The sequence below is a fragment of the Nonomuraea sp. NPDC003727 genome (assembly GCF_053586935.1).
This window is the reverse complement of the sequence record NZ_JBSFNE010000009.1, coordinates 275714-302033: the sequence shown is the minus strand read 5'-3', so window position 1 is coordinate 302033 and position 26320 is coordinate 275714. Positions and strand designations below refer to the sequence as shown.

Annotated in this window: 30 protein-coding genes and 2 pseudogenes; 17 read left to right on the top strand and 15 right to left on the bottom strand. The window is 71.2% G+C overall.

From position 1 onward, the window contains the following. The first annotated feature begins 96 nt into the window (after window positions 1–96). Window positions 97–948 (top strand): helix-turn-helix domain-containing protein, encoded by an 852-nt coding sequence (locus ACWDLG_RS24320; RefSeq protein WP_449923521.1) that lies wholly within the window; start codon window positions 97–99, stop codon window positions 946–948. 12 nt (window positions 949–960) lie between these two features. Here ACWDLG_RS24320 and ACWDLG_RS24315 read toward each other — a convergent pair. Continuing rightward, window positions 961–1299 (bottom strand): annotated as a pseudogene (locus tag ACWDLG_RS24315) (class I SAM-dependent methyltransferase); the annotation flags it as partial. Window positions 1300–1626: 327 nt separating this feature from the next. Then, window positions 1627–1848 (bottom strand): hypothetical protein, encoded by a 222-nt coding sequence (locus ACWDLG_RS24310; RefSeq protein ID WP_449923518.1) that lies wholly within the window; start codon window positions 1846–1848, stop codon window positions 1627–1629. Between the two features lie 36 nt (window positions 1849–1884). On the opposite strand from ACWDLG_RS24310, the gene ACWDLG_RS24305 reads away from it, so the two are divergent. Further along, window positions 1885–2196, top strand: coding sequence for a helix-turn-helix domain-containing protein (locus tag ACWDLG_RS24305; RefSeq protein WP_449923515.1), 312 nt, complete (start codon window positions 1885–1887; stop codon window positions 2194–2196). On the opposite strand, the gene ACWDLG_RS24300 is transcribed toward ACWDLG_RS24305, so the two are convergent. Beyond that, window positions 2193–3608 (bottom strand): FAD-binding oxidoreductase, encoded by a 1416-nt coding sequence (locus ACWDLG_RS24300; RefSeq protein ID WP_449923512.1) that lies wholly within the window; start codon window positions 3606–3608, stop codon window positions 2193–2195. The two genes, ACWDLG_RS24305 and ACWDLG_RS24300, sit on opposite strands and share 4 nt — an antisense overlap. Before the next feature lie 148 nt (window positions 3609–3756). On the opposite strand from ACWDLG_RS24300, the gene ACWDLG_RS24295 reads away from it, so the two are divergent. Beyond that, entirely contained in the window at window positions 3757–4455 is a 699-nt protein-coding gene (locus tag ACWDLG_RS24295) for a winged helix-turn-helix transcriptional regulator (protein WP_449923509.1), read from the top strand. A gap of 45 nt (window positions 4456–4500) precedes the next feature. Here the strand turns inward: ACWDLG_RS24295 and ACWDLG_RS24290 are convergent, their stop codons facing one another. Together ACWDLG_RS24290 and ACWDLG_RS24285 are read right to left on the bottom strand one after the other, a co-directional pair. Next, entirely contained in the window at window positions 4501–5571 is a 1071-nt protein-coding gene (locus ACWDLG_RS24290) for a glycerophosphodiester phosphodiesterase (RefSeq protein ID WP_449923506.1), read from the bottom strand. A 150-nt stretch (window positions 5572–5721) separates the two neighbouring features. Then, window positions 5722–6276, bottom strand: coding sequence for a GNAT family N-acetyltransferase (locus tag ACWDLG_RS24285; RefSeq protein WP_449923503.1), 555 nt, complete (start codon window positions 6274–6276; stop codon window positions 5722–5724). Between the two features lie 45 nt (window positions 6277–6321). Between ACWDLG_RS24285 and ACWDLG_RS24280 the strand changes: the two genes are divergently transcribed. From ACWDLG_RS24280 to ACWDLG_RS24270, 3 genes and pseudogenes are all read left to right on the top strand, one after another. Continuing rightward, complete coding sequence (locus tag ACWDLG_RS24280) at window positions 6322–6912, top strand: TetR/AcrR family transcriptional regulator (RefSeq protein ID WP_449923500.1); 591 nt, start codon at window positions 6322–6324, stop codon at window positions 6910–6912. Between the two features lie 79 nt (window positions 6913–6991). Next, a pseudogene (locus ACWDLG_RS24275) lies at window positions 6992–7255 on the top strand (hypothetical protein); the annotation flags it as partial. A gap of 97 nt (window positions 7256–7352) precedes the next feature. Then, entirely contained in the window at window positions 7353–7775 is a 423-nt protein-coding gene (locus ACWDLG_RS24270; RefSeq protein ID WP_449923497.1) for a hypothetical protein, read from the top strand. A gap of 152 nt (window positions 7776–7927) precedes the next feature. On the opposite strand, the gene ACWDLG_RS24265 is transcribed toward ACWDLG_RS24270, so the two are convergent. Both ACWDLG_RS24265 and ACWDLG_RS24260 read right to left on the bottom strand, forming a co-directional pair. Beyond that, a complete protein-coding gene (locus ACWDLG_RS24265; protein ID WP_449923494.1) occupies window positions 7928–8590 on the bottom strand; it encodes a helix-turn-helix domain-containing protein in 663 nt (220 codons plus the stop codon). An 89-nt stretch (window positions 8591–8679) separates the two neighbouring features. Beyond that, a complete protein-coding gene (locus tag ACWDLG_RS24260) occupies window positions 8680–9510 on the bottom strand; it encodes a helix-turn-helix transcriptional regulator (protein ID WP_449923491.1) in 831 nt (276 codons plus the stop codon). A gap of 102 nt (window positions 9511–9612) precedes the next feature. Here ACWDLG_RS24260 and ACWDLG_RS24255 point away from each other — a divergent pair, with 102 nt between their 5' ends. Next, entirely contained in the window at window positions 9613–10320 is a 708-nt protein-coding gene (locus ACWDLG_RS24255) for an SDR family oxidoreductase (protein ID WP_449923488.1), read from the top strand. Window positions 10321–10492: 172 nt separating this feature from the next. Here the strand turns inward: ACWDLG_RS24255 and ACWDLG_RS24250 are convergent, their stop codons facing one another. After that, window positions 10493–11788, bottom strand: a complete 1296-nt coding sequence (locus ACWDLG_RS24250) for a UDP-glucose dehydrogenase family protein (RefSeq protein ID WP_449923486.1) — start codon at window positions 11786–11788, stop codon at window positions 10493–10495. 374 nt (window positions 11789–12162) lie between these two features. Here ACWDLG_RS24250 and ACWDLG_RS24245 point away from each other — a divergent pair, with 374 nt between their 5' ends. Further along, window positions 12163–12798, top strand: coding sequence for a class I SAM-dependent methyltransferase (locus ACWDLG_RS24245; RefSeq protein ID WP_449923483.1), 636 nt, complete (start codon window positions 12163–12165; stop codon window positions 12796–12798). A 301-nt stretch (window positions 12799–13099) separates the two neighbouring features. Here the strand turns inward: ACWDLG_RS24245 and ACWDLG_RS24240 are convergent, their stop codons facing one another. After that, window positions 13100–14422: an aspartate aminotransferase family protein gene (locus ACWDLG_RS24240; protein ID WP_449923481.1), complete on the bottom strand. Its 1323-nt coding sequence runs from the start codon at window positions 14420–14422 to the stop codon at window positions 13100–13102. 131 nt (window positions 14423–14553) lie between these two features. On the opposite strand from ACWDLG_RS24240, the gene ACWDLG_RS24235 reads away from it, so the two are divergent. Next, window positions 14554–15459, top strand: coding sequence for a LysR family transcriptional regulator (locus ACWDLG_RS24235; protein ID WP_449923478.1), 906 nt, complete (start codon window positions 14554–14556; stop codon window positions 15457–15459). 140 nt (window positions 15460–15599) lie between these two features. Continuing rightward, on the top strand, window positions 15600–16253 hold the full coding sequence (locus tag ACWDLG_RS24230; protein ID WP_449923475.1) for a maleylpyruvate isomerase N-terminal domain-containing protein: 654 nt from the start codon (window positions 15600–15602) through the stop codon (window positions 16251–16253). A 95-nt stretch (window positions 16254–16348) separates the two neighbouring features. Here the strand turns inward: ACWDLG_RS24230 and ACWDLG_RS24225 are convergent, their stop codons facing one another. Both ACWDLG_RS24225 and ACWDLG_RS24220 read right to left on the bottom strand, forming a co-directional pair. Further along, on the bottom strand, window positions 16349–16810 hold the full coding sequence (locus tag ACWDLG_RS24225; protein ID WP_449923472.1) for a VOC family protein: 462 nt from the start codon (window positions 16808–16810) through the stop codon (window positions 16349–16351). Then, window positions 16807–17394, bottom strand: coding sequence for a DinB family protein (locus ACWDLG_RS24220; protein WP_449923470.1), 588 nt, complete (start codon window positions 17392–17394; stop codon window positions 16807–16809). The genes ACWDLG_RS24225 and ACWDLG_RS24220 overlap by 4 nt, the downstream gene beginning before the upstream one ends. A gap of 60 nt (window positions 17395–17454) precedes the next feature. On the opposite strand from ACWDLG_RS24220, the gene ACWDLG_RS24215 reads away from it, so the two are divergent. Beyond that, complete coding sequence (locus ACWDLG_RS24215) at window positions 17455–18453, top strand: helix-turn-helix transcriptional regulator (RefSeq protein ID WP_449923467.1); 999 nt, start codon at window positions 17455–17457, stop codon at window positions 18451–18453. 52 nt (window positions 18454–18505) lie between these two features. Here ACWDLG_RS24215 and ACWDLG_RS24210 read toward each other — a convergent pair whose 3' ends face one another. After that, window positions 18506–19435, bottom strand: a complete 930-nt coding sequence (locus ACWDLG_RS24210; RefSeq protein WP_449923464.1) for an AraC family transcriptional regulator — start codon at window positions 19433–19435, stop codon at window positions 18506–18508. Window positions 19436–19517: 82 nt separating this feature from the next. On the opposite strand from ACWDLG_RS24210, the gene ACWDLG_RS24205 reads away from it, so the two are divergent. Then, a complete protein-coding gene (locus ACWDLG_RS24205; protein ID WP_449923461.1) occupies window positions 19518–20246 on the top strand; it encodes an SDR family NAD(P)-dependent oxidoreductase in 729 nt (242 codons plus the stop codon). 94 nt (window positions 20247–20340) lie between these two features. Here ACWDLG_RS24205 and ACWDLG_RS24200 read toward each other — a convergent pair whose 3' ends face one another. Beyond that, window positions 20341–21834, bottom strand: coding sequence for an MFS transporter (locus tag ACWDLG_RS24200; RefSeq protein ID WP_449923458.1), 1494 nt, complete (start codon window positions 21832–21834; stop codon window positions 20341–20343). Window positions 21835–22079: 245 nt separating this feature from the next. On the opposite strand from ACWDLG_RS24200, the gene ACWDLG_RS24195 reads away from it, so the two are divergent. Continuing rightward, window positions 22080–22451, top strand: coding sequence for a YciI family protein (locus ACWDLG_RS24195; RefSeq protein WP_449923456.1), 372 nt, complete (start codon window positions 22080–22082; stop codon window positions 22449–22451). Next, on the top strand, window positions 22448–23737 hold the full coding sequence (locus tag ACWDLG_RS24190; RefSeq protein ID WP_449923453.1) for an RNA polymerase sigma factor: 1290 nt from the start codon (window positions 22448–22450) through the stop codon (window positions 23735–23737). Before ACWDLG_RS24195 ends, ACWDLG_RS24190 begins: the two co-directional genes overlap by 4 nt. Here ACWDLG_RS24190 and ACWDLG_RS24185 read toward each other — a convergent pair. Both ACWDLG_RS24185 and ACWDLG_RS24180 read right to left on the bottom strand, forming a co-directional pair. Continuing rightward, window positions 23701–23985: a hypothetical protein gene (locus ACWDLG_RS24185; RefSeq protein WP_449923451.1), complete on the bottom strand. Its 285-nt coding sequence runs from the start codon at window positions 23983–23985 to the stop codon at window positions 23701–23703. The two genes, ACWDLG_RS24190 and ACWDLG_RS24185, sit on opposite strands and share 37 nt — an antisense overlap. Window positions 23986–24302: 317 nt before the next feature. Next, entirely contained in the window at window positions 24303–24854 is a 552-nt protein-coding gene (locus tag ACWDLG_RS24180; RefSeq protein ID WP_449923448.1) for an isochorismatase family protein, read from the bottom strand. A 58-nt stretch (window positions 24855–24912) separates the two neighbouring features. Here ACWDLG_RS24180 and ACWDLG_RS24175 point away from each other — a divergent pair, with 58 nt between their 5' ends. From ACWDLG_RS24175 to ACWDLG_RS24165, 3 genes are all read left to right on the top strand, one after another. Beyond that, a complete protein-coding gene (locus ACWDLG_RS24175; RefSeq protein WP_449923445.1) occupies window positions 24913–25350 on the top strand; it encodes a MarR family winged helix-turn-helix transcriptional regulator in 438 nt (145 codons plus the stop codon). Further along, a complete protein-coding gene (locus ACWDLG_RS24170) occupies window positions 25347–26012 on the top strand; it encodes a tetratricopeptide repeat protein (RefSeq protein WP_449923443.1) in 666 nt (221 codons plus the stop codon). The genes ACWDLG_RS24175 and ACWDLG_RS24170 overlap by 4 nt, the downstream gene beginning before the upstream one ends. A gap of 164 nt (window positions 26013–26176) precedes the next feature. Beyond that, window positions 26177–26308, top strand: a complete 132-nt coding sequence (locus tag ACWDLG_RS24165) for a hypothetical protein (RefSeq protein ID WP_449923440.1) — start codon at window positions 26177–26179, stop codon at window positions 26306–26308. Window positions 26309–26320: the final 12 nt, after the last annotated feature.

Genomic DNA, 26320 nt, shown 5'->3' with positions numbered 1-26320 from the left:
GCACGATGATGACAGGCGACTGTCCGCCCGTCCGTCACACGCCAAGGGCCGATTACAGTTGCCACACGTGATGATGAAAGGGGCGGCGGGAGGCTGATGCCGGATTTCGTCGTCGGCCGTGGCTACGCCTTCTACCAGGGCCCGTCGGTGGACAGTTCTCTGCACCGGCACGCCGCCTTTCAGATCGTCGTCGCCGCCGTGGGCGAGGCGGCCATGGCGGACGCCGACGGCGTCCGTCATCAGGCGCCCGCGCTCGTCGTGCCGCCCATGGTGCGGCATCGGATGCTCGCGACGGGCGACCTTCGGGTGTTCTTCGTCGAACCCCACTGCGCGATGGCCGACCGGCTGCGCCGGCGTTACGGTCCCGGGATCACCGGCGTACCCGAACTGCGCCATCTCGACGAGAGCGACGTTCGCCACGCCGGGGCCCGGCCGGCCGGCGAACTTGATCCCCGTCTGCTCGCGGCCATGACGGCGCTGGCGGACGGGTCGGTCCTGCTGGCGGATGTGGCCGCGACAGTCGGCCTGTCTCGCCAACGTCTGCGCTCCTTGGCGAGCAGCCAGCTGGGCATGCCTCTGGCGCGCTGGCGTGCCTGGTATCGGCTGCGCACAGCGGTCGAGGCGTTGCGGAACGGGGAGTCGCCGGCCGGCGCCGCGATGACGAGCGGCTTCGCCGACCAGGCGCACCTGACGCGCTGGATGCGCGAGATGATGGGGCTGACCCCGAAGGTGGTGAACCCGCTGCTGCGCTCCTCAGGGGCGGAACGCGACGTACACCGAGATCGAACCCGTGAGTGTCGAGACGACCTCGGCCTCTCTCACGTCACGGAAGCCGGCCTGGGCGATCAGGTGCGGCAGGATGCCCTTGGCGTTGGGCCGGGTGTCCTCGAATCCGTCCGCGAGTTGCACCAGCCGGAATCCCAGCCGCATCAGCCCGGTGCGTTGTAGCCCGTAGTCGGCGATGACCAGCTTTCCGCCGGGCCGCACCACCGCGTACATCGACGCGAGGATGGCCCGCTTCATGGCGAGCGAACATTGGTGGAACACCAGGCTGGACACCACCGTGTCCGCGACACTGGTCCCAAGGAGTTCCGGCAGCGCGTCGCCCATGCCGATCTTCCATTCGACCGCCGCGTCGGAGGCCTCGGCCTTGCGTCGTGCCACCGCGATCACGTCAGGGTCCGGGTCCACGGCGATGACCCGTGCGCGCGGCTCGATCCGGTTCAGCAACAGCTCCGTCGAACCGGTGCCGCAGCCCACGTCGACGATGACCTCCTCCGGTCGCGGCGCGACGTACATGACCATCAGCGTGCGCCACAGCCGTTCGCGGGTCACCGCGACGATCGGATCGTAGAAGCGCGTGGGCGCCATGCGTCCCAGAGCGGGAGTGAAGGTGTTTCCGGTCATGCCCGTAGTCTCGGCGGCACGGCACGCCGCGGTCTTGAACGAAACGCTCAGGTCGGCCCGCACCGGCCTCGATCGTCTTCGACGGCCCTCGCGGGTAACACCGGTGGCCGGGTGCGCCAGATGTGGATGTGCGACGCGATCGGCCCGTCACGGTGCCCTTCCGTGGTTGGATCCGGCGCGAACGGCGGTGGACACGGCCGAGTGGGATGCCCGCTCGCCTCAGGAGCCGAGCGCGTGCCCTGTCGTTGCGTCGATGTGGTCGGGAATCTCGGCAGGGCGGTCGCCGACCGTCGGTGTCCCGGCGGGCTCGAACATGAGGATCGCGGCTCCGGCGGGAGCGGACGGCTTGTGCTCCGTGCCGCGGGGGACGGTGAACACCGCGACGCGCGTGACGATGCGGGGGCTCCACAGGGCGTCGAAGGAGGCCAGGGCGTTGTTCACGGCTGAATCCTGGCCCATGGGGTGCGACCGGCGTGAGTGCTGGACGCCGCGCTCACGGTGTCCGACCTCGCAGCGCGTGCCTCGGTCAGCCCGGCGACACTGCATCGCCGCTTCCAGGCACAGCTGGGCACCACACCGCTGCAGTGGCTCACAGGGGAGCGGCTTGCGTTGGCGTGCCGGCTGATCGAGCGGGGCGAGTCGCGCTTCGAGATGGTCGCACGGCACAGTGGGCTGGGCACCGCCGCCAATCCGCGTGCGCTGATGCGCCGCAGGACCGGGCTCACTCCCTTGGAGTACCGGCACCGGTTCGGCCCCGGGACAGGCCAGGGACCGGCCGCGCCCGCCTAGTGCTGTGGTGCCACCGTTTCCCGGCCGATCGCGCCCGCCCCCGCTCGACCGGGGCGGACGTTCTTGTTGTGGTGGAAGGCGTTGTCGGGGTCGTACGTGGCCTTGACCTCGGCGAGCCGCACGATGTGATCGCCGTAGGCCTCGTGGACGCGACCGGCGTCGTCGTCGGAATCGAGGAAGTTGACGTAGACGCCGCCGGCCCGGTGCGGTCGAAGGGCCGCGAGGAACCTTCGGGCCCAGGCGGTCTCGGCCGCGGCGTGCTCGCCGGACTCGTCCGGGAGCCACACGGCGTCGATGATGATGTTGTGGGCCACGTCGCGACCGGCGTAGGCGGTGGCGTCGCCGGGCACTCGGGCGACGGCGCCGCCCAGGTGGAACATCGCCGCGTAGGTCCTGGGTGAGCCGGCGGCGTAGGCGTGATCGGCGATGGCGTCGACGGCTCCGTCGGACAGGCCCGATAGGTTCGTGGACTTCCAGTAGTAGTGCCATCCGTGCGGGACGGTGTCGTCCAGGCCGCTCTGGTGGGCCACGTAGGGGGTGGGGTCGAGCAGGTCCACGAGGGGCGTCCCGAACCGCCGCAGGGCCCGCACCGCACGTTCGCCGTCGTCGACGCCGCCGGCGTAGCAGCAGGCGACGGCGATGGCCGGCCGATGGTGCAGGTGCTCGGGGATGGTCGGCAGTGGAGGGACGGTGCCGAGCCTGACCACGCTGCCGAGCTCGTCGGGCGCCGCGGCGGCGAAGTCCCGGTAGAAGCGCAGCACGTCGGTGGTGTCCTCGGCCGCCCAGAAGACCGGTCCGGCCAGCACGGTCGGTCCGACGGGGTGCAGCGCGAACCTGAACGAGGTGACGACGCCGAAGTTGCCGCCGCCGCCTCGCAGCGCCCAGAACAGATCGGGGTGTTCGTCGGCGGACGCCTGGACGATGCCGCCTTCGGCGGTGACCACCTCGGCGGCCAGCAGGTTGTCGACGGTGAGCCCGTGCTTGCGCATGAGGAAGCCGATGCCCCCGCCGAGGGCGAGCCCGGCGACCCCGGTGTGGCTCACGATGCCGCCGGTGGTGGCCAGACCGTGGGTCTGCGTCTCGTGGTCGACGTCGCCCCACAGCGCGCCGCCCTGGACCCGGGCCGTACGGCCGGCGGGGTCGACCCGCACGGCTCGCATCGGCGAGAGGTCGATGACGATGCCGTCGTCGCACACGGCGGTGCCGGCGACGTTGTGGCCCCCGCCGCGTACGGCGATCTCCAGGTCGTGGTCGCGGGCGAAGCGCACGGCCGCGGCAACGTCGGCGGTCCCGCCGCATCGGGCGATCAGCCGGGGGCGCCGGTCGACGGCACCGTTCCACACGGCACGGGCGCTGTCGTAGCCGGCGTGCTCAGCGGTGATCAGCCGGCCTCGGAATCCGTCGATCTCCATCGCGGTCGCCTCCTGCTCGCGTGCCGATGGGTTCGGTGTCGTCAGCGGTCCTCCGCTCTCGACGGTCCCATCGCAGCACCGTGGGCCGCGGCCGTGAAGTCAACAATCTGGACTTCACACTCGAAATCGGGCGTTCGACACTGGTGTCATGCGGACGTACGGCCAGTACTGCCCCATCGCCCGTGGCGCCGAGATCTTCGCCGAGCGCTGGACGCCACTGATCATCCGCAACCTGCACCTGGGCTGCGGAAACTTCAGCGAGATCCTCGAGGGCGCGCCGGGGCTGTCCCGCACCCTGCTCTCGCAGCGGCTCAAGCAGCTCGAACGGCTCGGCATCGTCGAGTCGGCGCCCAAGCCCGACGGGCACGGGCGCCACTACGAGCTCACCCAAGCGGGTCACGACCTCTTCAAGGTCTGCGCGTCGCTCGGCGAATGGGGTGCCGCCTGGCTTGAGATCGCCCCCGAGCACCTCGACCCCTTCGTGGCTCTGTGGTCGATGTGCAACGCGCTCCGCCGCGACCTGCTCCCGCACCGACGCGTCGTCATCCGCTTCGACTTCACCGGCCGCCGGCGCCGCGAGCGGTTCTGGCTGCTGATCGAGCACGGAGACACCGAGATCTGCAAGGAGTACCCCGGCCTCGACGAGGACCTCTACGTCACGGCGGAAGCCGAAGCCTTCGTCAAATGGCATGCCGGCCAGCTCACCTGGGCCGAAGCCACCGCCGACCGCCGCATCCAGCTCCACGGCCCCGGGTGGCTCGTACGGGCCTTCCCCACCTGGAACGCCCGCAGCATGTTCGCCCACATCAAGCCGCTCTCCCGGACCGCGGCGAGCACGCCGGGCTGACATTCGCGCGCTGCGTCCATGACCGCGGGGAGTCCGCGGCAACCCTCAGGGGCGGGCGGGTTTGGCGATGACGGCGCGGCCCATCGCGGGGTCGTCGCAGAAGGCGCCGTCGATGCCCAGGGAGACCAGCCGTCCGAGGAAGCCCATCACGTCACCCGTGGCGCGCGCGAACACGGGGCTGTCGGGGTTGCCGAGGCGGTGCTCGAGCGGGAGCTGGGAGTTCTCGTTGCGGATGGTCCAGACGTGGACGTCCAGCCGCCGCCGGTGGGCGTCCTCGATCAGGGTGGTGGGCGGCTGGAGCTTGCCGTCCGGCCCGACGGGGAGGATGCGGCGGGTGTCGACACCGATGCCGTTGGCGTAGGAGGCGACCTCGCGCAGCCCCTCTGGCTTCACCATGTCGTCATAGGTGCGGGGATCGCCGGAGACGACCCAGTCGTACGGCTTGCCGCCGAAGGTGATGAGCTGGATCAGCGGCAGCCGTGTCTTGCCCCGCAACTCGCGCAGGTTGGCCGTCTCGAAGGACTGGATGAACGCCTTGCGCACGCCGTACCGTCCCAGCACCTCCAGCAGCGGCTCCTCCAGCGACAGCCCGACGGAGTCGAAGTAGGAGGGGTGCTTGGTCTCGGGGTAGACGCCGACCCCGTGCCGCTGGGCGAGCTGGACGACCTCCTCGAAGGTCGGGATCTCCGCGAGCCCGTCGAAGGCGGCGTTGTCGGGGCGGATGTCCGGGATGCGCTCCTTGGCGCGCAGCGTCTTCAGCTCGGCCAGCGTGAAGTCCTCGGTGAACCACCCGGTGACCGGGCGGCCGTCGATGGTCTTGGTGGTGTACCGGTCGGTGAACTCGGGCCGGACGGCAACGTCCGTGGTGCCGGAGATCTCGTTCTCGTGCCTGGCGACCAGCACGTGGTCCTTGGTGGCGACCAAGTCGGGCTCGATGTAGTCGGCGCCCATCGCGATGGCGGCCTCGTAGGAGAGCAGCGTGTGCTCGGGCCGGTGGGCACTGGCGCCCCGGTGCCCGATGACGACGGGGTCCTTGTGCCCATGGGCCGCGGCGGGCTGGGGTTGGATCAGCACGACGGCGACCGTAACACCGGCGAGCAACCTGCGCAGAATCATGCGCGCAGGCTAGACCGGCTCGGTGACGCGCGAAGGCACGGCAGGTGGCGCCCGGCTCAACGGCAGGCAGCGTGATCCCCCCAACAGCGAAGCAGCGGCCTTCAGGGGGGAACAAGTTCGTACTCCTGGAACGCGCCCTTCAGGCTCGCGCTATGAAGCCGTGCGGGCACGCCATTCGCCGGCCAGCAGCGACCAGACCTCGACATCGAGCCGGCCGTTCTCGCCCCGGACGGACTGGCGCAGGACGCCGTCGCGGCTCATGCCCAGCCGCTTGGCGACGTTGATGCTGCGCGTGTTGCCCGCGATGACGCGCCACTCGACGCGCTGGATGCCGCGTTCCTCGACCGCCCAGCCGACGATCCGTTCGACGGCGCGGGTGATCAGCCCGCGCCCCTGCACGCCGGGCTCCAGCCAGCAGCCCGCCTCGCAGCCGCCCTGCTCGGTGTCGAACGACACGAACAGCACGCCGCCGACCAGCCTGCCCTCCAGCCAGATCCCCCAGATGCCGCCGGCGTCCCTGGCCCGCTTGTCGGCATAGCGCTGCAACACCGCACGCGCCTCGGCGAGGTCGGCCGCCACGAACGACGGCGACACCCACGGCGCGATGTGCTCGCGTGCCCGGTCAAGGTTGGCCAGGAACTCCTCAGCCAGCCAGGGGTCGAGCGGCCGCAGTTCGGCGTCGGCGGTGAGGGGGAGAGAGAACATCCGGCCTCCATACATAACAAATGTTTGGTATGTACGCTACAGGACATGAGCCCCGCCCGTGCCGATCACAACGCCCGACGCCGTGACGTCTCCGAGGCCGTCTGGCGCGTCCTGGCGGAACACGGCTTCGCCGGGCTCACCCTGCGTGCGGTCGCCGCGGCGATGGGGGCCTCCACCGGGCTGGTCACCCACTACTTCGCGGGCAAACGGGAGCTCGTCGCGCACGCCCTGGACATCCTGGAGGCCCGCTCGCAGCAGCGACCACGCCTGAAGGCGCCCGCTCCCGGACTGGCGACGCTGCGCACCCACCTGCTCAACATCCTGCCGCTGACCCCCGAGGGCGTGGCGATGAACCGCATCTGGGTCGGTTCCTGGGACGTGGCCCTGTCCGACCCGAAGCTCTTCGCCGCGCAGACGGCCAGGTACGAGCGCATCCGCGCCGACCTGAGCGCCGCCGTCGAGGACGCGCGACACCTGGGCGAGCTGCCGGAAAGCGCTGACGCGCAGCGCCTGGCCGTGACCGCGCTGTCCTTCACGCACGGCCTGGTGGTGCAGGCGCTCTTCGACCCCGACGGCTTCCCGCCCGATCAGCAGACCCGGTTGGTCGACGGCTTCCTGGCCTCGCTCACCTGCTGACGCCCTCGAAGCGGTAGCCGTTCGACGCCGGGCGCGACCTCGCCGACCGGGCCGCGGCCGCGGAGATTCCGTACGGCAAATGCGGTGGCAACCGGTGATTCCGTTGCGCCATGGTGGTCCGATGGATCGTCAGCTCATCAGCGCCATCGCCCACGCCGATCACCCGATCGCCGCCCCCATCACCGAGGCCAACCAGGAACGGCTGCTGCGCCGCGCCGCACTCCCCGCCCGGGCCAGGATCCTCGACCTCGGCTGCGGCGAGGCGACCTGGACGCTTCGAGCCCTCGAGCTCTACCCGGACGCCACCGCCGACGGCGTGGACATCAGCCCCCACGCCCTCACCGCCGCCGCCAAGGCCGCCGCCGCGCGGCCTGTCCGAACGCCTGCGCCTGCACGAGACGCCCGCCGACGGCTTCCGCGCCGCCGAGCCGTACGACCTGGTGCTCTGCGTCGGCGCCGCGCACGCCTTCGGCGGCCTCACCCCGACCGCGACCGCCGTACACGCCCAGCTCAAACCCGGCGGACTGGCCCTGATCGGCGACGGCTTCTGGGAGCGCCCGCCCACCCCGCAGGCCCTCACCAAGCTCGGCGCCACCCCGGACGACTACAGCGACCTGCCGGGCACGGTCGCGGCCACCGAGAGCGCGGGCCTGCGCACGATCTACGCCCACACCAGCCAGCCGGCCGAATGGGACGACTACGAATGGTCCTGGACCGGCACCCTGACCCGCTGGGCCCTCGACCACCCCGGCCCCGACGCCGACCGCGCTCTCGCGGCCGCACTCGAACACCGCGACATGTGGCTGAACGGCTACCGCGGCATTCTCGGCTTCGTCACCCTCCTCCTCAAGCGCACCGCCTGAGCCGCTCCACGCCCCGGCGGCCTCGCGCAGGACCGAGGGGTCCGCGCGGAGGCGCCGGCCCCCCGCGCCGGCCCGCGGCTCGTGCGGTCCCGCGGGGTCTTCGCAGCGTGAACGAGCTGGGCAGGTCCCAGGATCGAGGTCCCTGGCCTTTCCTACTCGGGCGGGACGTGTCGCGGTGCTGCGCGGACGTGCGCGCGTTCGCCTTGTTTCCCGATGAGGCTCAGGTACTCGACGGGACCGGCGCTGGTGGCCCCGAACCAGTGCGGGGTGCGCGTGTCGAACTCCGCGGCCTCCCCGGGTCTGAGGACGAGGTCGTGTTCCCCGAGGACGAGGCGGAGCGTTCCGTTGAGGACATAGATCCAGTCGTAGCCCTCGTGGGCGCGCAGGTCGGGCTCGGTGTCGTCGCTTCCGGCCGGGAGGACGAACTTGTAGGCCTGGATTCCTCCGGGCCGACGGGTCAGCGGCAGGACGACCGAGCCGTCGCCGCAGGGGATGGGACGCAGATTGATGCGGGGATCGCCGGTCGGCGGCGCGTCGACGAGCTCGTCGAGTGTGACCCCGTAGACGCGCGCGAGCGGGAGCAACTGCTCGAGCGTGGGACGTCGCAGGCCCGCCTCGAGCCGGGACAAGGTACTGGTGGAGATGCCGGTCTCCGCCGCGAGGTCGGCGAGCGTGACGTCGCGTTGCAGCCGAAGGCGCTTCAACCTCGCTCCGACAGCGTCAAGAGTGCGGTCAACCGAGGTGGGCCTCGAAGTGGCACGCCCGGCCTTCGGCTGCTCAAGGCCGCGCACGAGCCGATGCAGGTCGTCGGTCATGTCGGCAACGGTACGTGCTCGCGGGCCGTCAGGTGGGCGGGCGCCGGCTCGGTCGTAGGCGACCAGGACGGCCGGTTCGGCCGGTCGTCTCACGAGCTTGGAATCACCTCCCGCAACCTGCGCAGGGCCTGGTGCGAGGGCGAACCGGGTTCTGTGGTGTAGAGGACGAGCCGCAGGTCGTCGCGCTCGGGGACGGGCAGCACCTGGCAGATCGCGTCGATCGAGCCGACGGCCGGATGGGTGATGCGCTTGCGTTGCTCCCTGCGCACCTCCACCTCGTGCTCGGCCCACAACGCGGCGAACTCGGGGCTGAGCGCCAGCATCTCGGCCACCAGCGCCTGGATCTCCCGGTCGTCGGGGTAGCGGCCGGCCGCCCAGCGCAGGTCGGCGACCGAGGCGCGGGCGAAGCGGCCCTTCTCCTCGTCGCTCAGGTGCTCGGCCAGGTCGGGGGAGCGGAAGACCCAGCGGATGACGTTCAACTGGTCGCGCGGCTGGGCGTCGAGGTCGCCCATCAGCGCGCTGGCGAGCGGGTTCCAGGCGAGGATGTCGTACTTGGCGTCCAGGACGTAGGCAGGCACCTCCTCCAGGAACGCGATCAGGTGCAATGTGCTCGCGGGCACGTCGGCGCGCCGTCTGGCCGGCTCCAGCGGCTGGCCGGCCAGGTGGAACAGGTGCGTGCGCTCGTCGGTGGTGAGCATGAGCGCCCTGGCCAGCGCGTTGAGCACCTGGCGCGACGGGTGCGGGCCGCGGGCCTGTTCCAGCCGGATGTAGTAGTCGACCGACATGCCCGCGAGCTGGGCCACCTCCTGTCGGCGCAGGCCCGGCGTGCGGCGGCGTTCGCCCTGCGGCAGCCCCGCCTCGCGCGGCGTGAGCCTGGCACGCCTGCTGCGGAGGAATTCGGCCAGCTGGTCACGGTTCATGACCCCATCCTGCGGCAGGTCCGCGCGACGTGGGTGGTACTGCCGATCCCAGCCTCCGGAGGTCTCTCCCGCTCCTGGCGCGCCGACCGGAAGGTGGTCGCCATGACGACAGCTCTCATCACTGGTGCCAACAAGGGAATCGGCTTCGAGATCGCGCGGCTGCTCGCCGAGCGCGGCATCACCGCCGTCATCGGGGCGCGCGACGAGGAACGCGGGCGGGCCGCCGCCGAGCGGCTCGGCCAGCCCTACGTGCGGCTCGACGTCACCGACCCGGCCTCCGCGCAGGCGGCGGCGAAATGGCTGGAGGAGGAGTACGGCGCGCTCGACATCCTGGTGAACAACGCCGGGATCACGGTGTGGCAGGACGACCCGCGCCCCAGCGTCACCGGGGCCGAGACGTTCAGGCAGGTCTACGAGACCAACGTGTTCGGCGTGGTCACCGTCACCAACGCGATGATGCCACTGCTGCGCGAGGCGCCCGCGGCGCGGATCGTGAACATGTCGAGCGAACTGGGCTCGCTGGCCCTGGCGATCGATCCCGACAGCCCCTTCTGGCCGCACAACTACGCGGCCTACAACTCCTCCAAGTCGGCGCTCAACATGATCACCGTCGCCTACGCCAAGGAGCTCTGGGACACCCCGATCAAGGTGAACGCCGCCAACCCCGGCTACTGCGCGACCGACCTCAACGCGCACACCGGTTTCCGTACGGCCGAGCAGGGCGCCGCGATCGCGGTACGGCTGGCCACGCTCGACGCCGACGGCCCGAGCGGCGCCTACCTCCAGGACGACGGCACCGTGCCCTGGTAGGTCCCTTCTGGCGGACGGAGGGTACGCCGGCTTCCAGGGACGCGGCCACCACGACGACCTGTTCTCCGAGGAGTTCGGCCGGATGGGGCAGTCCGGCATCCACCGCCATCCGTCAAGCAGGTTGCTGCCCCGTGCGGCCGGAACCGTCGGCCACACGGGCAGCAGCATGAACCTACGGCCGGCCGACGCCGAGATAGGTGAAACCGACAGCCCGCATCTCGGCCGGGTCCAGCAGGTTGCGGCCGTCGAAGAGCACGGGCCTGCGCATCACCGAAGCGGCCCGCGCCCAGTCGACCTCCGTCAGCTGCGGCCACTCCGTCACCACGATCGCCGCGTCCGCGCCCTCGACTGCCAACTCCGGGCTCGCGTGGCGGCTCGTCGACGTCCACGGCTCCCGTTCGGCCAGCCGAGCCATCGGATCCCAGCAGCGCACCTCGGCACCCTCGGCCAGCAGCCGGGCCGCCAACACGGTGCTGGGCGCCTCCCGCATGTCGTCGGTTCCCGGTTTGAACGTCAGCCCGAGCAGCGCCACCCGCGCGCCCGCCAGGCTGCCGAGGACGTCCTTGAGCTTCTGGATCGCCCTGCGCTTCTGCAGGTTGTTGACCTCGATCACGGCCGTGAGCAGCTGCAGGTGGTAGCCGGTGTTGCTGGCCAACTGCCGCAACGCCTCGGAGTCCTTGGGGAAGCAGGAACCGCCCCAGCCGATGCCGGGACGCAGGAAGTGGCGGCCAAGGCGGTGGTCCAGGCCGACAGCGTGAGCCACTTCCTCGACGTCGGCGCCGGTCTTCTCGCACAAGGTGGCGATCTCGTTGATGAAACTGATCTTCGTGGCGAGCAGGGCGTTGGAGGCGAGCTTGACCATCTCGGCGGACCGCACATCCATCACCACGACCGGCCCGTCCACGCCCTGGTGCAGCTGCGAGATCAGGTGTGCGGTCGCCTCGTCGGTGGCTCCCACGACGACGCGGTCCGGGTGCAGGAAGTCGTGGACGGCCGTGCCTTCAGCGGTGAACTCGGGATTCGCGGCGTACCCGACGTGCCCGAGACCGGCCGCATCCAGCGCGGCCCGTACAAGCGTGCCCGTCCCCACCGGCACCGTGGACTTCACCACCACGGCCCGGAGGTGTGATGCGCCCTCCAGCGACTTCACCACCGCCCAGACCCGCGACAGGTCCGCGTCACCGGACGCCGACGGCGGCGTGTCCACGCACACGTACACGATCTCGGCCCCGTCCAAGGCCTCCTGCAGATCCACGGTGAAGGTCAGCCGCTCCTTGTTCCGGGCGATCATGTCACCCAGCCCCGGCTCGTAGATCGGCACATCGCCGGACCGCAGCAGCCTGATCTTCTCGGGGTCGATGTCCCGTACCACCACCCGGTGGCCGAGCTCGGCCAGACAGGCACCGGTCACCAGACCGATGTAGCCGGCGCCGAACACCGCAACCCGCCGTTCGGGCTTGTCATGCATGGCAGACCATCCACTTCTTCCGCGGTCGAACGTCACAGCAGGGCCGCTGCCCCGGGTTGCCCACGTCTGCGAAGGACGCTCCACCATACGCTCCACCAGCAACCCCCGGTGTCACTCGGCTGTCCGACTTGGCAGGCGAGACGACCAGATGCCGCGGCGACGCCGCATGGCGGCACCGGACCACGACCAACGCCACCCGGCCGGCCGAAGCCGCCGCCCACGACGTCCTTTTTGCCATTCGGCAACAGCATTTGCAGATCCGCCTGGTCCGTCCGCACCATCAGGAACGCGCCCGCCGAGGGGGTGCGCGACCTGTCGGCGCCGATGGGGCTGCAGGCGGAGAGATAGATCACCGCGAACGAGGAGGACGACCTTTGACGCCCCGATTCGACAAGGACTTCTGGGAGCAGCGCTGGCAGCAGGGGCGAGCCGGGGGCCCCGCGTCCATGGGCGGCAACCCGCCGAACCCGTACCTCGCTCGTGAGACCAGCGGCCTGACACCGGGCACGGCACTGGATGCGGGGTGCGGCGGCGGTGCCGAGGCGATCTGGCTCGCCTCCCATGGCTGGCATGTCACCGCAGCCGACATCTCGTCCGAGGCCCTTGCCCGCGCCGCCGAGCGCGCGGCGACGGGCCGGGCACCCGAGCGCCTGCAGTGGGTTGAGGCGGATCTGCGCGTCTGGAGCCCTGGCGTGCAGTTCGACCTGGTCATGACCCACTACGCTCACCCGGCGATGCCGCAGCTGGAGTTCTACGACCGCATCGCCGGATGGGTGGCTCCGGGCGGCACGCTGCTCATCGTCGGGCACCTGCACACCGCGGGCTCCACCGGCCACGGACACCACCCTCCCGCCGAAGCGTCGGTCACCTCAGCGGCCATCACCGCGCGCTTGGACGGCATGCAGTGGGAGATCGTCACCGCCGAAGAGCACCTCCGCACGCTCGCCGGCCACGGGGGCCGGACGGTCCCCCTCCACGATGTCGTCGTGCGCGCCACCCGACACCGGTGACCTGTGCGAACGCCGGCGCGTCACCCGCCTGACCCCGGTGAGACGGAACGCCGGGGGCCGACCCCGGCTTTCGGTGGTCGGTCCGCCGCGGGAGCGTCCGAGGGGCCGTCCGGCTCGCAGGTCGGACCCCTTGTGGTCGGGCTCCGGACCGGCGCACGTCGGTTCGTTCGTTCGAACCTGTCAGCGTGCCGCCGATCTGGACGGGCTGTTGTCCGGCGGCAGGGCGGGACCGGTCCGTCGCGTGCGCGCCCAGATGACGGCGGTGATCGCAACGAGCAGGACGCGGGGAATGAGCTGGTCGTCAGGCCCTGGCGGGCGTCCGGGCTCCGGCGTCGAGCACGGCTTTGAGGGACGCCTCGAGGATGTCCACGCCGGCGTGCAGCTCGTCCTCCCCGATCGTGAGAGGCGGGGCGATGCGGAAGATGCCGCCCATCTCAGGTAGCTGGACGATGTTCAGGTGCAGGCCGCGTTCGAGGCAGGCCGAGGTGATCGCGTTGCCCAGCGCGTCGGCGGGCGCCTTGCTCTTCTTGTCCTTGACGAGCTCGACACCTTGGAGCAGGCCACGGCCGCGGACGTCGCCGACGACTTCGTAGGTGTCGCGAAGCGCCAGCAGCCGGTCGGTGAGCTGATCGCCCAGCGTCGCCGCACGTTCGGTGAGGTTCTCGCGGGCGATGACGTCGAGGACCGTCAGTGCGACGGCGGCCGCCAAGGGGTCGGAGACGTGGGTGGTGTAGAAGAGGAAACCCCGGTCGTGGCAGACCTGCTCGATCTCGGCGGTCGTGACGACGGCCGCCACGGGCAGTCCGGCTCCCAAGGTCTTCGACAACGTGAGGATGTCGGGTGCGACCCCGTCGCGCTCGAACGCGTACATCGCCCCGGTACGGCCGAGGCCGGTCTGCGCCTCGTCCAGGATGAGCAGCATCCCGCGTTCGTCACACATCTCTTTGAGGCGACGCAGATACCCGGGCGGCAGGTCGATGATCCCGCCCGAGGACAGGATGGGCTCGATGAGGCAGGCGGCGAGGCTCCCGGCCGATTGCCGGTCGACCAGGGCGAAGCCGTAGGCGAGCTCAGCCTCCCAGTCGTGTGACCCGTCGGAGGTTCGGAACGGCGAACGATAGGCGTTCGGCGAGGGCAGCGCGAGGTTTCCCGGTGTCGGCGGGCCGTAGCCGCGCCGCCCGGCGGAGAAGGTCGCGGCGGCGGCCCCTTGGGTCATGCCGTGCCACGAGCGGTCGAAGGAGACGATCTCGAAGCGGCCGGTGGAGAGCTTGGCCATCTTGATCGCGGCCTCGTTCGCCTCGGCTCCTGTGGTGAGCAGCAACATCTTGCTGAGCGTCGGGGGCAGGGTCGCGGTGAGCCGGTGGGCGAGCTCCAGCACGGGAGTGCTGAGCATGCCGCTGAAGAGGTGGTCCAGCGACGCGACCGCGGAGGAAACCGTTGCCACGATGGCCGGGTGCGCATGGCCGAGGATGGAACTCATCTGTCCCGAGGTGAAGTCGAGAATCGGCGTGCCCTGGCGATCGTAGACATACGCACCGGAGGCACGTTCGATGACCCGCGGGGTGAAGCCGGCTCCGTAGCGGACCAGGAGGCGGTCCGCCTCGTCCCAAAAGGTGGTGTCCATCGCCAACCCTCTCTCACCGCGTCCGAGACGACGTCGAATCTTCTGCTCGATGCCATCTTCAATCGACGACAAAACTCGTCACAAGCAAACAAATGCGACTTATCATTCGGCATTGCCTTACTGTCGATGCCATGCTCAACCCGCAACGCCTCGCGATCCTGCGCGCTGTCCTGGCAGCTGGGTCGATCAACAAAGCGGCGCGGAACCTCAGCTACTCTCCCGCGACGATCAGCCAGCACATGACCACCCTGGCGAAGGAGACCGGACTGGTCCTTTTCGAGAAGCAGGGACGCGGTATCAGCCCCACCGATGCCGCACGGCACCTGGCAGACCAAGCTCAGTCGCTCCTCGCCGACTTCGGACGGCTTGAACGAGTCGTGGCGGACCTTCGGAGCGGTCAGGCGCAGCAGCTGGCGATCGCCTGCTTCGCTTCCGCGGCCGAGCGGTGGATCCCGGAAGTCGTGCGGACCGTTCGCCGGCACCAACCCAACCTCGCCGTCGAGATCAGCCTCAACGAACCGGTCGACGGGCGTGGCCGCCGACGACCGGACCTCGACATCCGGACGGAGCCCGCCAACGGCGCCGAAGTACACCTTGACGGCTACCAGCGTCATGAACTCACCGTCGAGGAGCTCGTCGCCGTGCTCCCCGGCGCCCATCCCCTCGCCGATGCCCGCGAACTCGCCTTCCGGGACCTCGAAGGCGAGCCCTGGATAGACCACGACATCTACGACAGCCCGATCGGACAGATCATCGTGACCGCTTGCAGGGCCGCCGGATTCACGCCGCGCTATGCCGCCCGCCTGGACGATCACCGGGCGGCGCTGCGACTGGTGGAGGCGGGCATCGGCGTCACCGTCCTGCCGCGCCTGGCCGTCGCGGAACTCCCCGACGGAGTCGTCGCCAGGCCCCTGGTCCGCCCCACCGTCTCGCGGCGCATCGTCGTCCACGCCCGCCAGGACCGACGCCGCGGCGACCTCATCGCCCGGGCGGTGGCACAGCTTCGCGACAGCGCCCGCGGGACCCGAGACAACTGATCCTGGACGCCGGTCACCTCCATGACGCCACCGGCCACAGCCATGCTGCGCCGGTCGCCGCGATAAGCGTCCTGCCGCGGTCCCAGCCCACCCTTCGAGGAGGCTTGTCCGCCGTTCCGGTCCGGTACTACCGTGCCGCAGTGGATCTCTTCTCACGTTCCTGGACGGCACTGCGCGCGGCGGTCGCCGACACCCCGGACGAGGACTTCGAACGGCCGTCCGGCTGTACCGGCTGGCTCGTGCGGGACCTGGTGTGCCACCTGGTCATCGACGCCCAGGACGTCCTGATCACCCTGGTCACGCCCGCCGGAACCGAACCGACCGTGGACGCGGTCACCTACTGGAACCTCGTCGAACCCCCGACCGGCGAGGACCCGCTCGACGCGCTGATCCCCCGGCTGGCCGCCGCATACGGCGAACCGCGGTTGCTCAAGTTCCACCTCGACGACGTCGGTTCCGCCGCGGGCCGCGCCGCCGTACTCGCCGATCCCGCCGTCCGGGTCAGCACCCGCGACGAGGTGCTGACCGTCGGCGACTACCTGTCCGCGTACGTGCTCGAATGGACCCTGCACCACCTCGACCTGATCGCGCATCTGCCGTCGGCCGCCGAGCCGCCCGCCGAGACCCTCGCGGCGGCACGCGCGTCCCTGGAGAAGATCGCCGGGACCCCCTTTCCCGCCTCGTTCTCCGACAAGGAGACGCTGCTGATCGGCACCGGACGTCGCACCCCGACCGACACGGAGAAGGCCGCGCTGGGCGATCTCGCCGCGAAGCTCCCGCTCATCCTCGGCTGAGTCGCGAGGTGAGGGCACTGTCTCACCGGTCATCGGATCACACCGGCGGCGTTCGGCGGGCGCGGCGGTAGGCGGACAACAACAGCCGAGCCGCGTCAGTCCAGGCAGAACTCGTTGCCCTCGGGGTCGGTCATCACGATGAAGCCGGCACTCATCGGGGGAGCGGGCTCGTGCCGACGTACCCGCTTCGCTCCCAGCGCGACGAGCCGGTCGCACTCGGCCTCCAGTGCCGCCATCCGCTCCTCTCCCAGCAGACCGGGAGCCGCGCGGACGTCGAGGTGGACACGGTTTTTGGCGACCTTGTCCTCCGGCACCTGCTGGAAGAACAGCCGCGGGCCGTGCCCGTCCGGGTCCTCGATGGCCGATCTCGTGTTGCGCTGCTCCTCCGGCACGCCGATCCGCGCGAGGAAGTCGTCCCATGCGGCCAGCGGGTCGGCGTCCTCGGGCAGGTCGACCCCGGGCGGGCCGGGATGGACGTAGCCCAGCACGTCACGCCAGAAGGACGACAGCGCCCGCGGGTCGTGGGCGTCGAAGGTGACCTGGATGTGACGACTCATCGGGTTGCTCCGTTCGTAGCGGGATTCGTGTGCAGGTAGAGGTCGCGCAGCAGGCAGACCTCGGACAGATGGTGGATCAGCTCGCGGTGGATGTGCAGCACCAGAGCGGCCATGGGCAGCTCGGGGAAGGGCTCCTTCGCGCCGACCGGGACCCGCAGCCCCGCCTCGCCGAGGCCGCGCACCCCGGCCAGCCAGAGGTCGAGCTGGGTCTCGAGCTGGTCGAGCGCGGTGGCCGCGCTGCCGGCGTACTCCCAGGTCTCGTACGACGCCGCAGGCGCGCCGAAGTGCGCCGCGTTGCGCGCGGCGAGCACGCCGACGATGACGTGACCGAGTCGCCAGGCGATCGTGGTGAAGGCCGCGGGGACCGGCTCGGGGAAGGCGTAGTCCATCGTGAAGTGCCCGGCACCGACCTGCACGGGCGCCGTCGAGCTGCCGCGCTGCCGTACGCTCCAGGCCTCCGGCACCGGCGACCAGAAGTACTCGTCGTCGGTGAGGCCGTCGAGCCGGGCTCGGAGCTGATGGTTCCAGTGGAACTCCCATTGCTCGCGCAGCGTCCGGTTCCAGTCGTGTTCGTCTGCGTCCATGGAGCCACACTGGCATCCCTGGCGGACAGTATCGGTCCGCTATCTGGCAGGGTGGCCGACATGGACGTGGCGAGCGGTGCCGAGCGGGGTACGACGGAGCGGGTGTTCGCCCTGCTCGGGCTGTTGCAGCAGCGCCAGGTCTGGACCGGCCCCGAGCTCGCCGACCGGCTCGGGGTCACGCCGCGCACGATACGGCGCGATGTCGAGCGGCTGCGCACGCTCGGCTACCGGGTGCATGCCGGCCAGGGTGTCGGCGGCGGTTACCAGCTCGGCCCTGGGCAGGACCTGCCGCCGCTGCTTCTCGACGACGAGGAGGCGATCGCCACCGCGGTATCGCTGCTCGCCGGCGCGGGTGGCGCGGTCGCCGGCGCCGGCGACGCCGCGCTCCGGGCGCTGACCAAGCTCGACCGGATGCTGCCCACCCGGCTGCGGCACGAGGTGCGCGCGCTCTCCGGCTCGGTGGAGTCGTTCGGCGGGGGCCGCACGCCGGTCGACCCCGAGGTGCTCATGACGCTGGCCAGAGCCTGCCGCGACGAGGTCGAGGCCGGCTTCGACTACCCGTCCGGGAGCCGGGTACGCCGGCGGCGGGTCGAGCCGTACCGTCTGGTCGCCTCCGACCGGCGCTGGTACCTGCTGGCCTACGACCTCGATCGCGACGACTGGCGCAGCTTCCGCGTCGACCGGATGACCGAGGTGTCGGCGCGGACCTGGCGCTTCCGCCCGCGCGCGGCGCCCGACGCGGCGACGTACGTGCAGGAGAGCGTGGCCAGCCGGGTCTACCCGCACCAGGCGCGCTTCCTCGTGCACGCGCCGGCCGACACGGTGCGCGCGCAGATCCCGGCGTCGGCGGCCGTCGTCCGACGGCGGGGGAGCGAGCGCTGCGAGGTGCTCAGCGGCGCCGGCAGCCTCGACTTCGTGCTCGTGCACGTGCTCCTGCTGGGGCACGACTTCGAGGTCCTCGACCCTCCGGAGCTCGCGAGGCGCTGCCGCGCGCTGGCGGGAAGGCTGCTGTCGGCCGGTGCGACGATCTCCCCGGCGCCGGACACGGAGGAGTCATGAGCCGCGACCACGCCGGCGCCCCCGCGCGGTCAGGTGCTCGACCATCGGCCGGTCAGGAGGAGTCGCGCCAGGCCGAGGGCGTGCGTCCGCGGGCGCGCTTGAACGCCACGCTGAACGCGAACGGATCCTGGTAGCCGACCTGGCGGGCCACCGTGGCGACGGTCTGCCGGGTGTCGCGGAGCAGGTCGGCGGCCAGGGTCATGCGCCAGTCGGTGAGATAGCCGAGCGGCGGCCGGCCGACCAGGGCGGCGAAGCGCTGGGCGAAGGCGGCGCGGGACAGGCCGGCCTTGGCGGCCAGCGAGGCGACCGTCCACCGGTGGGCGGGATTCTCGTGCAGCAGACGCAGCGCCTCACCGATCGCGGGGTCGGCCAGCGATCGGTACCAGGCGGGCGGCGTCGCCTCCGGCCTGGCGCACCAGGCCCGCAACGCGATCACGAGGACCAGATCCAGAAGCCGGGCGAGGACCGCGTCCTGGCCCGGCTCGTCACGGGCCGCCTCGGCGGAGAGCAGGTCGAGGGCCGGCCGGGTACGTGGCCCCGCGGGCACGACCGCCAGTGGCGGAAGCAGCTCCAGCAGCCGGGAAGCCACGTCGCCGTGCAACTCGTACGCGCCGCGGAGCATGACGGTGGCGCCGGACAGGCCGTCGCCGTACGTGCGGGGAGCCAGTGTCGGGTGAGGGTCGGCCGGGGCGCCGGTGGGGAGATACTTGCGTCCGTCGCGGATCACGAACCGGGGCGTGGTCGCCGGGTCGTCCGCGATCGTGTACCCGCCGGGCGCGGTGACGAGGGCGATGTCACCAGCGGCGAGGCGCACGGGAGCGCAGTCCCCGAGCCGGATCCACGCATGGCCGCCGAGCATGGCCGCGACCGTGAGCGGCGGCGCGTCGGCGTACGTCATCCCCCACGGTGGCCGCTGGATCAGCTGCCTCACCAGGGCGTTCTGCGCGCGGGCTCGGTGCAGCAGGTCCGTCAGCACGTCCACACCGTCACCCTAGACGATCACAAAGGCACTTCAGATGTTCACCCATGGATCGTCCAGGCGCCGCTGCGGTTGGCTGGACGGCATGACGAAATCCATCGCAGTGTTCGGCGCCGGTCCAGGTGTGGGCCAGGCCATCGCCCGCCGATACGGGAAGGAAGGGTATGAAGTCGTCCTGGTCGCCCGCCGCCAGGGCCCCTTGGACCTGCTCGCGCGGGATCTGTCCGGCGAGGGCATCACCACCCATGTGATCACCGCCGACCTCGACCAGGCCGGTGCCGTCCCGGCGCTCGCCGAGCGGATCCGCGCGCGCGTCGGGGACCCCACGGCCCTCTACTACGGCCCGGCGCCCACCGAGCTGGCGCTGGTCCCCGCCGTCGATCTCACTCCGGAGCTGTTGCAGGACCGCATGCCGATCACGATGTACACGCTCCTGGCCCTGGTCCGGGAGTTCCTCCCCGCCATGCTCGAGCGGGGCGACGGCGCCATCCTCAGCGCCCAGGGGGCCGCCGCGGTCCGGGGCCGGCCGCACATGAGCGGCTGGCCCACGGTGCTGGCCGCCCAGCGGAACTACCTTCAGTCGCTCGCGGCCGAGGTCGCCGGCAAGGGCGTCCACGTCGGGGTGCTCTACGTCGGCGCTCGCATCGTCGGCACCGCCTTCGACTCTGATCACCGGCGGCGCCGGGCCCAGGGCGAACCCGTGCCCGACATGGCCGCCGCCGACCCCGCCGAGCTTGCCGACCTCCTCTGGGACATGCACGCCACGCGGAATCGGCATGAGACCGGCGTCCCGGCCGGGCTCATGGACGGATGACACCGAACGTCACCTGGGCGTCATGACTTATCGTGGTGGCCCGGTCATCCGCCGCGCCCGTGGCCCGCAGGACCATGTCTGCCTCGGCAGGGCGCTACGAGCGGGTCGCCTCGTACTCGGGCAGCCCGGCCGGCGTGGTCCTGGTTTCCGGGCGCATGGCAAGGACCAGGACGGCCAGCCCGGCGAAGATGACCGCGGCGACGACGCCGGTGACGTGCACGCCGGCGGTGAACGCCTCCCGCGCGGTGTGCAGCAGTTCCGCGCCCTGGCCGGCGGGAAGGTGCCGGCTGGCGGCGACCGCGCCGGCCAGCGAGTCGGACGTGCCGTCCATCCGGCTGCGGTAGACCACCGCGGCCACCACACCGAGCAGCGCGAAGCCGAGCGAACCGCCGAAGTAGTTGCCCGTCTCCGACATCGACGCCGCCGAGCCGGCCCGCTCCGGCGGTACGGACCCGACGACCAGTCCGGTGCCCAGCGCGAACAGCGGGCCGGTGCCCAGCGCCAGTACGGCGATGCCGATCATCACCAGCGGCAGGGCGCTCGCCCCGTCGACGGCGACCAGCAGCAGGCTGCCCAGCGCCGATCCCACCAGCCCTCCGGCGATGGCGGTCGTGTGCTTCATCCGCCGGGCCAGCGCCGGCGCGGCCATGGTGCCGACCGCCACACCCAGGCCCATGGGCGCGAACAGCACCGCCGACGCGAACGGCGAGAAGCCCAGCACGCTCTGCAGGTACTGGGTGACCAGCAGGCCCGTGCCGGCCATGGCGATGCCGGCGAAGACCAGCGCGACGAGTACGGCCGTGAACGGGCGGTTGGCCAACAGCCGCAGGTCCAGCAGCGGCGTCTCCAGCCGCAGTTGCCGGCGTACGAACAGGAATCCGATGGCTGCGCCGACGACGAGGGTCACCGCCGGCACGACCGGCACGCTCTCGACGGTCAGCTGCTTGATGCCGTAGACCATCAAAAGCACCGCCACGAGCGACAGGCCGACGCTCGTCAGGTCCGTCCTGCCGGCCTGGTCGCTGCGGAACTCCGGCAGCAGGACCGGCCCGGCGAGCAGCAGCAGCGCCATCGCCGGCACAGCGACCAGGAACACCGATCCCCACCAGAAGTGCTGGAGCAGGAATCCGGCCAGCACGGGTCCGAGCGCGCCGCCGGCGAACTGGCAGGTCGCCCAGATCGCGATGGCCTGCCCGCGCTGCCGCTCGTCGCGGAACATGTTGGTGATCAACGCGAGGGTGGACGGCGCCAGGGTCGCGCCGGCGACGCCCAGCAGCGCACGCGCGACGATCAGCATCAGCGGGGTGGGCGCGAAGGCGGCCACGACCGACAGCACCCCGAACGCCGCCGCGCCGATCATCAGCAGTCGCCGGCGGCCGATCCGGTCGCCGAGCGTGCCCATCGTGATGACCATGCCGGCCACCATGAATCCGTAGCTGTCACTGATCCACAGCTGCTCGACGTTGGTGGCGCCCAGGTCGGCGCTCAGCCGCGGGAGGGCGAGGAGCAACGCCGTCATGTCCATCGCGACGAGCAATGTCGGCAGCATGAGGACGACCAGTCCCAGCCATGCCCGGTTGATCCGCATATCCGAAACTCCCTGTTGTCTCGACGTTTCGCCGGTTGGTCGGAGCGGCCGAGAGCTTCTTGACATCGTCACGGACGGAAATCTCTTGCGTCCGCCACGGTGGGGCAGACATGCTGACGGCCGGGCGCCGCCAGGGCGAAAAAATCATGCGGATTTTCTGGCCGGGGATGTCAAGACGACGGCGGCCGCTCCGACCAACCGGTGCAAGGGCCCAGCCGGGGCCCGCGAATCACGCGGAGTACGAGATGAAGTTCCTGATCAGCATGCATATCAACCCGGCCGTGCTGGACGCGCTGACCGACGAGGAGAAGGCGGCGATCGGCGCCGGCCACGGCAGGTTCATCGAGGCGCTGAAGGAGTCCGGCGAGCTGATCACCACGCAGGCGCTGGTCGACCCGTCCCAGGCCGCCGTGGTGTCGGTACGCAACGGCCAGCCGGTGGTGACCGACGGCCCCTTCCTGGAGTCGAAGGAGTACCTGGGCGGCTTCTACCTGGTCGACTGCGAGAACAAGGAGCGGGCGATCGAGCTGGCGGCGCAGATCCCGGACGCCGCGATCGAGGGGCTGGGGATCGAGGTGCGCCAGGTGATGTTCGCTGACGGACACCTGGAGGCATGACGGCAGCAGCCGTCGAGGACCTGCTGCGTGAGCTCACGCCGCAGGTCCTCGACACGTTGGAACGCCGGCACGGCCAGTTCGAGGGGTGCGAGGACGCCGTGCAGGAGGCCGTCCTCGCCGCCACCGTGCAGTGGCCGGCCGGGGGAGTGCCGGACAACCCGCGCGGCTGGCTGGTGACCGTCGCCTCCCGGCGGCTCATCGACCAGATGCGCAGCGACCACGCGCGCCGCGAGCGGGAGTCGGCGACGGCCACCGAGGTGGTGCCCGAGGGCGTACCGGACACCGACGACACGCTCGTCCTGCTGTTCATGTGCTGCCATCCGACGCTGACCGCGGCCTCCCAGACCGCCCTGACGCTGCGGGCGGTCGGCGGCCTCACCACGGCCGAGATCGCCCGCGCGTTCCTGGTGCCGGAGGCCACGATGGCGGCCAGGATCAGCCGGGCCAAGCAGCGCATCAAGGCCGCCGGCAGCTCGTTCAGCCTGCCGGACGGCGCGGAGCGCGAGGAGCGGCTACGGGTCGTCCTGCACGTGCTCTACCTGATCTTCAACGAGGGCTACACCGCCTCATCGGGCGGCGAGCTGCACCGCGCCGACCTCGCGCACGAGGCGATCCGGCTGGCCAGGATGGTGCACGCGCAGCTGCCCGAGGACGGCGAGGTGACCGGGCTGCTCGCGCTGATGCTGCTGACCCACGCCCGCCGGGAGGCACGGACGACGGCGGCCGGCGACCTGGTGCCGCTGGACGAGCAGGACCGTACGATGTGGGACCGCGGACTGATCGACGAGGGCATCGAGCTGGTCAAGGCGTCGCTGGCCGGCCCGGCGCTGGGGCCCTACCAGCTGCAGGCCGCCATCGCCGCCACGCACGCCGACGCGGCCACGGCCGAGGAGACCAACTGGCCACAGGTGCACGCCCTGTACCTGATCCTGGAGCGGATCGCGCCCAACCCGATGGTGACCCTCAACCGGGCGATCGCGCTCGCCGAGACCGAGGGCCCGGCGGCCGGGCTGGCCCTGCTGTCCACATTGGACAGGGACGAGCGGATGGCCGGGCATCACCGGCTGCTGTCCGTTCGGGCGCATCTGCTGGAGAAGACCGGCGACAACTCCGGGGCGTACGAGCTCTACCGGCGGGCCGCGAAGTCGACCGCCAGCATCGCCGAGCAACGCTACCTGGAGTCCCGGGCCGGCCGGGTGCGCCGTAGATCATCCTCCCCGTCCGCGGCGCCGAAGGCCTGGAGTAGCCGCTACCCGGACGCCACGACCTCGCCGGCCGTGACCTGAGGAGCGTTCGGAAGCAGGGAGGCGAGATTCTCCCGCACGTAGTCCGCGGCCCTTCTGGTGGACTCCTCGGCTCCGGCTTGATCTTCGAAGACACTGGTGGAAAGCATCACCCCATCCCCGGCGTCGACCCAGTAGTAGGCCACGAACCCCGGGACCTGGCTGATGAGCGACACGAACTCCTCACTCACACGGCGTCCCGCCTCGGCGGGATCGGTCACCCCTTCGTATCGCCGTACCGTTGCGTACATGGCTTTCCTCCTCACCGGGCACAAGATCGCCCCATGGGGGAGGACATACCCCCACCTTTCGTCCTGCGACGCCAAGGGTCCGTAATGAAACGACACGATGTGGCGGAGGACGGCTGGCCCTGAGTCAACGCGGCGGCGGAGGCGCCCCGGACGAGATGCGGCCCATCTCGTCCGTCCCGCACCACATCGTGGCCGCCGACCGTTCACCCCAAGCCCGCGCCGGCCGCCCTGCACGCCCCTGCGGCATCCCGTGCCGCCGGCCCGCCCACGAGCTCGCCCGCCGCACCGTGGCGTGCCGCCGAGCAGGCCGCCGCCGGTCAGGCCGCCGTGGTCAGGCCGTGCAGGGCGGCGATGGCCTGCCGGCCGGCCGGCGTGGTGAAGTCCCGCACCATGTCGGAGACGAAGCCGGCCACCGACGTCACGACGCCACCGGCGGCCTCGATCTGGCGCAACGCCGCGTCCTCGGTACGGCCGGCCAGCCCGCCACTCGCGTCGATCAGTACGCGCACGTCATAGCCGCCCGCCAGCGCGTCGAGCGCGGTGTGCAGGACGACGATCTCGGTGGTCACGCCGCACACGACCAGCGTCCTGCGGCCGCGGGCCTCGATCGCCGTGCGCCACGCCGGGTCGTCCCAGCAGCTGGGACCGGTGCGCACGAACGGCGGCGCTTCGGGCACCTCCGCGATGACGCCGGGACCGCCCGGCCTGGGCGCGACCGAGACGGTGAACGGGATGCCGAGCGCCGGCGCGACGCCGCCGACGACGCCCGCGGCCCGCCGGATGGCGGCGGGGCTGTTCGTGGCGCTGGCGTCCACGATGCTGTCCTGGAGGTCGGCGAACACGATCTGCACCTGACGATGATCCAGCATCGTTCTACTCCTTAATCGTTCAGATAATGAATGATATCGGGACGCTAGCATAGCGATCGTGAACGATGTCAAGCTCACCTCCACCCTCGCCTTCCGACTGGGCACGCTGGGGGCCATCGCCACCGACCGCTTCTCGGCGCGGCTGGCCCCGCACGATCTCAAGCCGAAACACGTCGGGCTGCTGTCCGTGCTGGCATCCGGCGCGGCCGCCTCCCAGCTCGACATCGCCAAGCTCATGGGAGTGGCGCCCAGCCTGGTCGTCTCCCTGGCCGACCACCTCGAGGCCATGGGCGCGGTGCGTCGCCTGCGCGACCCGGCCGACCGCCGCCGCCAGACGCTCACGCTCACGGACGAGGGGAGCGCGCTCCTGGCCGAGTGCACCACGGCCGCCCGCGAGCTCGACACCGAGCTGACCGCCGGCCTGACCCCCACGCAGCTGGATGCGCTGCACGAAGCGCTCGGCCACCTCGCCGCCGAACACGGCCTCCCCGCATGACTACCGACGACCGCATCGAGCGCGCCCGCTCGCTCTACGACCGGGCGGTGTTCGCCGGCGACACCCACGCCCTCACGGCGGCCGAGCACGCGCTGAACGCCGTCGAGGCCGATCTCGCCCTGGCCCGCGGCCGCCTCGTCCACGCCCGGTTCCTGGACGGCGGTGCGGAAGACCCGTGCGAGCTGGAGCTGTTCGAGCGAGCCGCCGACCTCTACCGCGCGCTCGGCGACACTCGCGGCGAAGCCGAGGCGCTGTTCTGGATCGGCGCCTTCCACCAGGTGGTCCGCGGCGACGACGGCGTCGCCGTACCGGCTCTCGAACGCTCGCGCGCCCTCGCCGCAGAGGCGGGCGACGCGCTCACGACGTCGTACGCGCTGCGCCACCTGGGCATCGCCGCGCACCGCGCGGGACGCCTGGACACGGCCCGCACGCACCTCGAGGAGTCGGTACGGCTGCGCCGCGGGCTCGGCTTCCACGCCGGGGTCGCCGCCAACCTGGTCGGCCTGGCCTACATCACCGCGGCGGAAGGCGATCGCGACAATGCGCTGGAACTGCTCGACGAGGCGACCTCACTCGCCCGCTCGGACGGCGCGCACAGCGTCATCGGCTGGATCGACGAGGCCCGCGCGCAACTGGCCACCGGGGGAGGGCCAGGCGGATGACGTCGTCGGCCAGGCGGTGTCCTCGGTGATCACGTTGACCGCGACCGTCCTGATGTTCCGCAGGCTCGGCTCCGAGAAGCCCGCCTACGCGCTGCCGGCCACCGCCGGGGTGCTGGACTCCATGGCGAACCGCTGTTCCTGCTCGCCGCCAGAAGCGGCACCTGGTGATCGTCGCGCTGTATCCAGCCGGGACGGTCCTGCTCGCCCGGGGGGTCCTGCACGAGCGGATCGGTCGCGGCCAGCTCGCCGGCCTGGGCGCCGCCGCCCTCGCGGTCAGCCTCCTCGCCCTCACCTGACCGGTCCCGCCG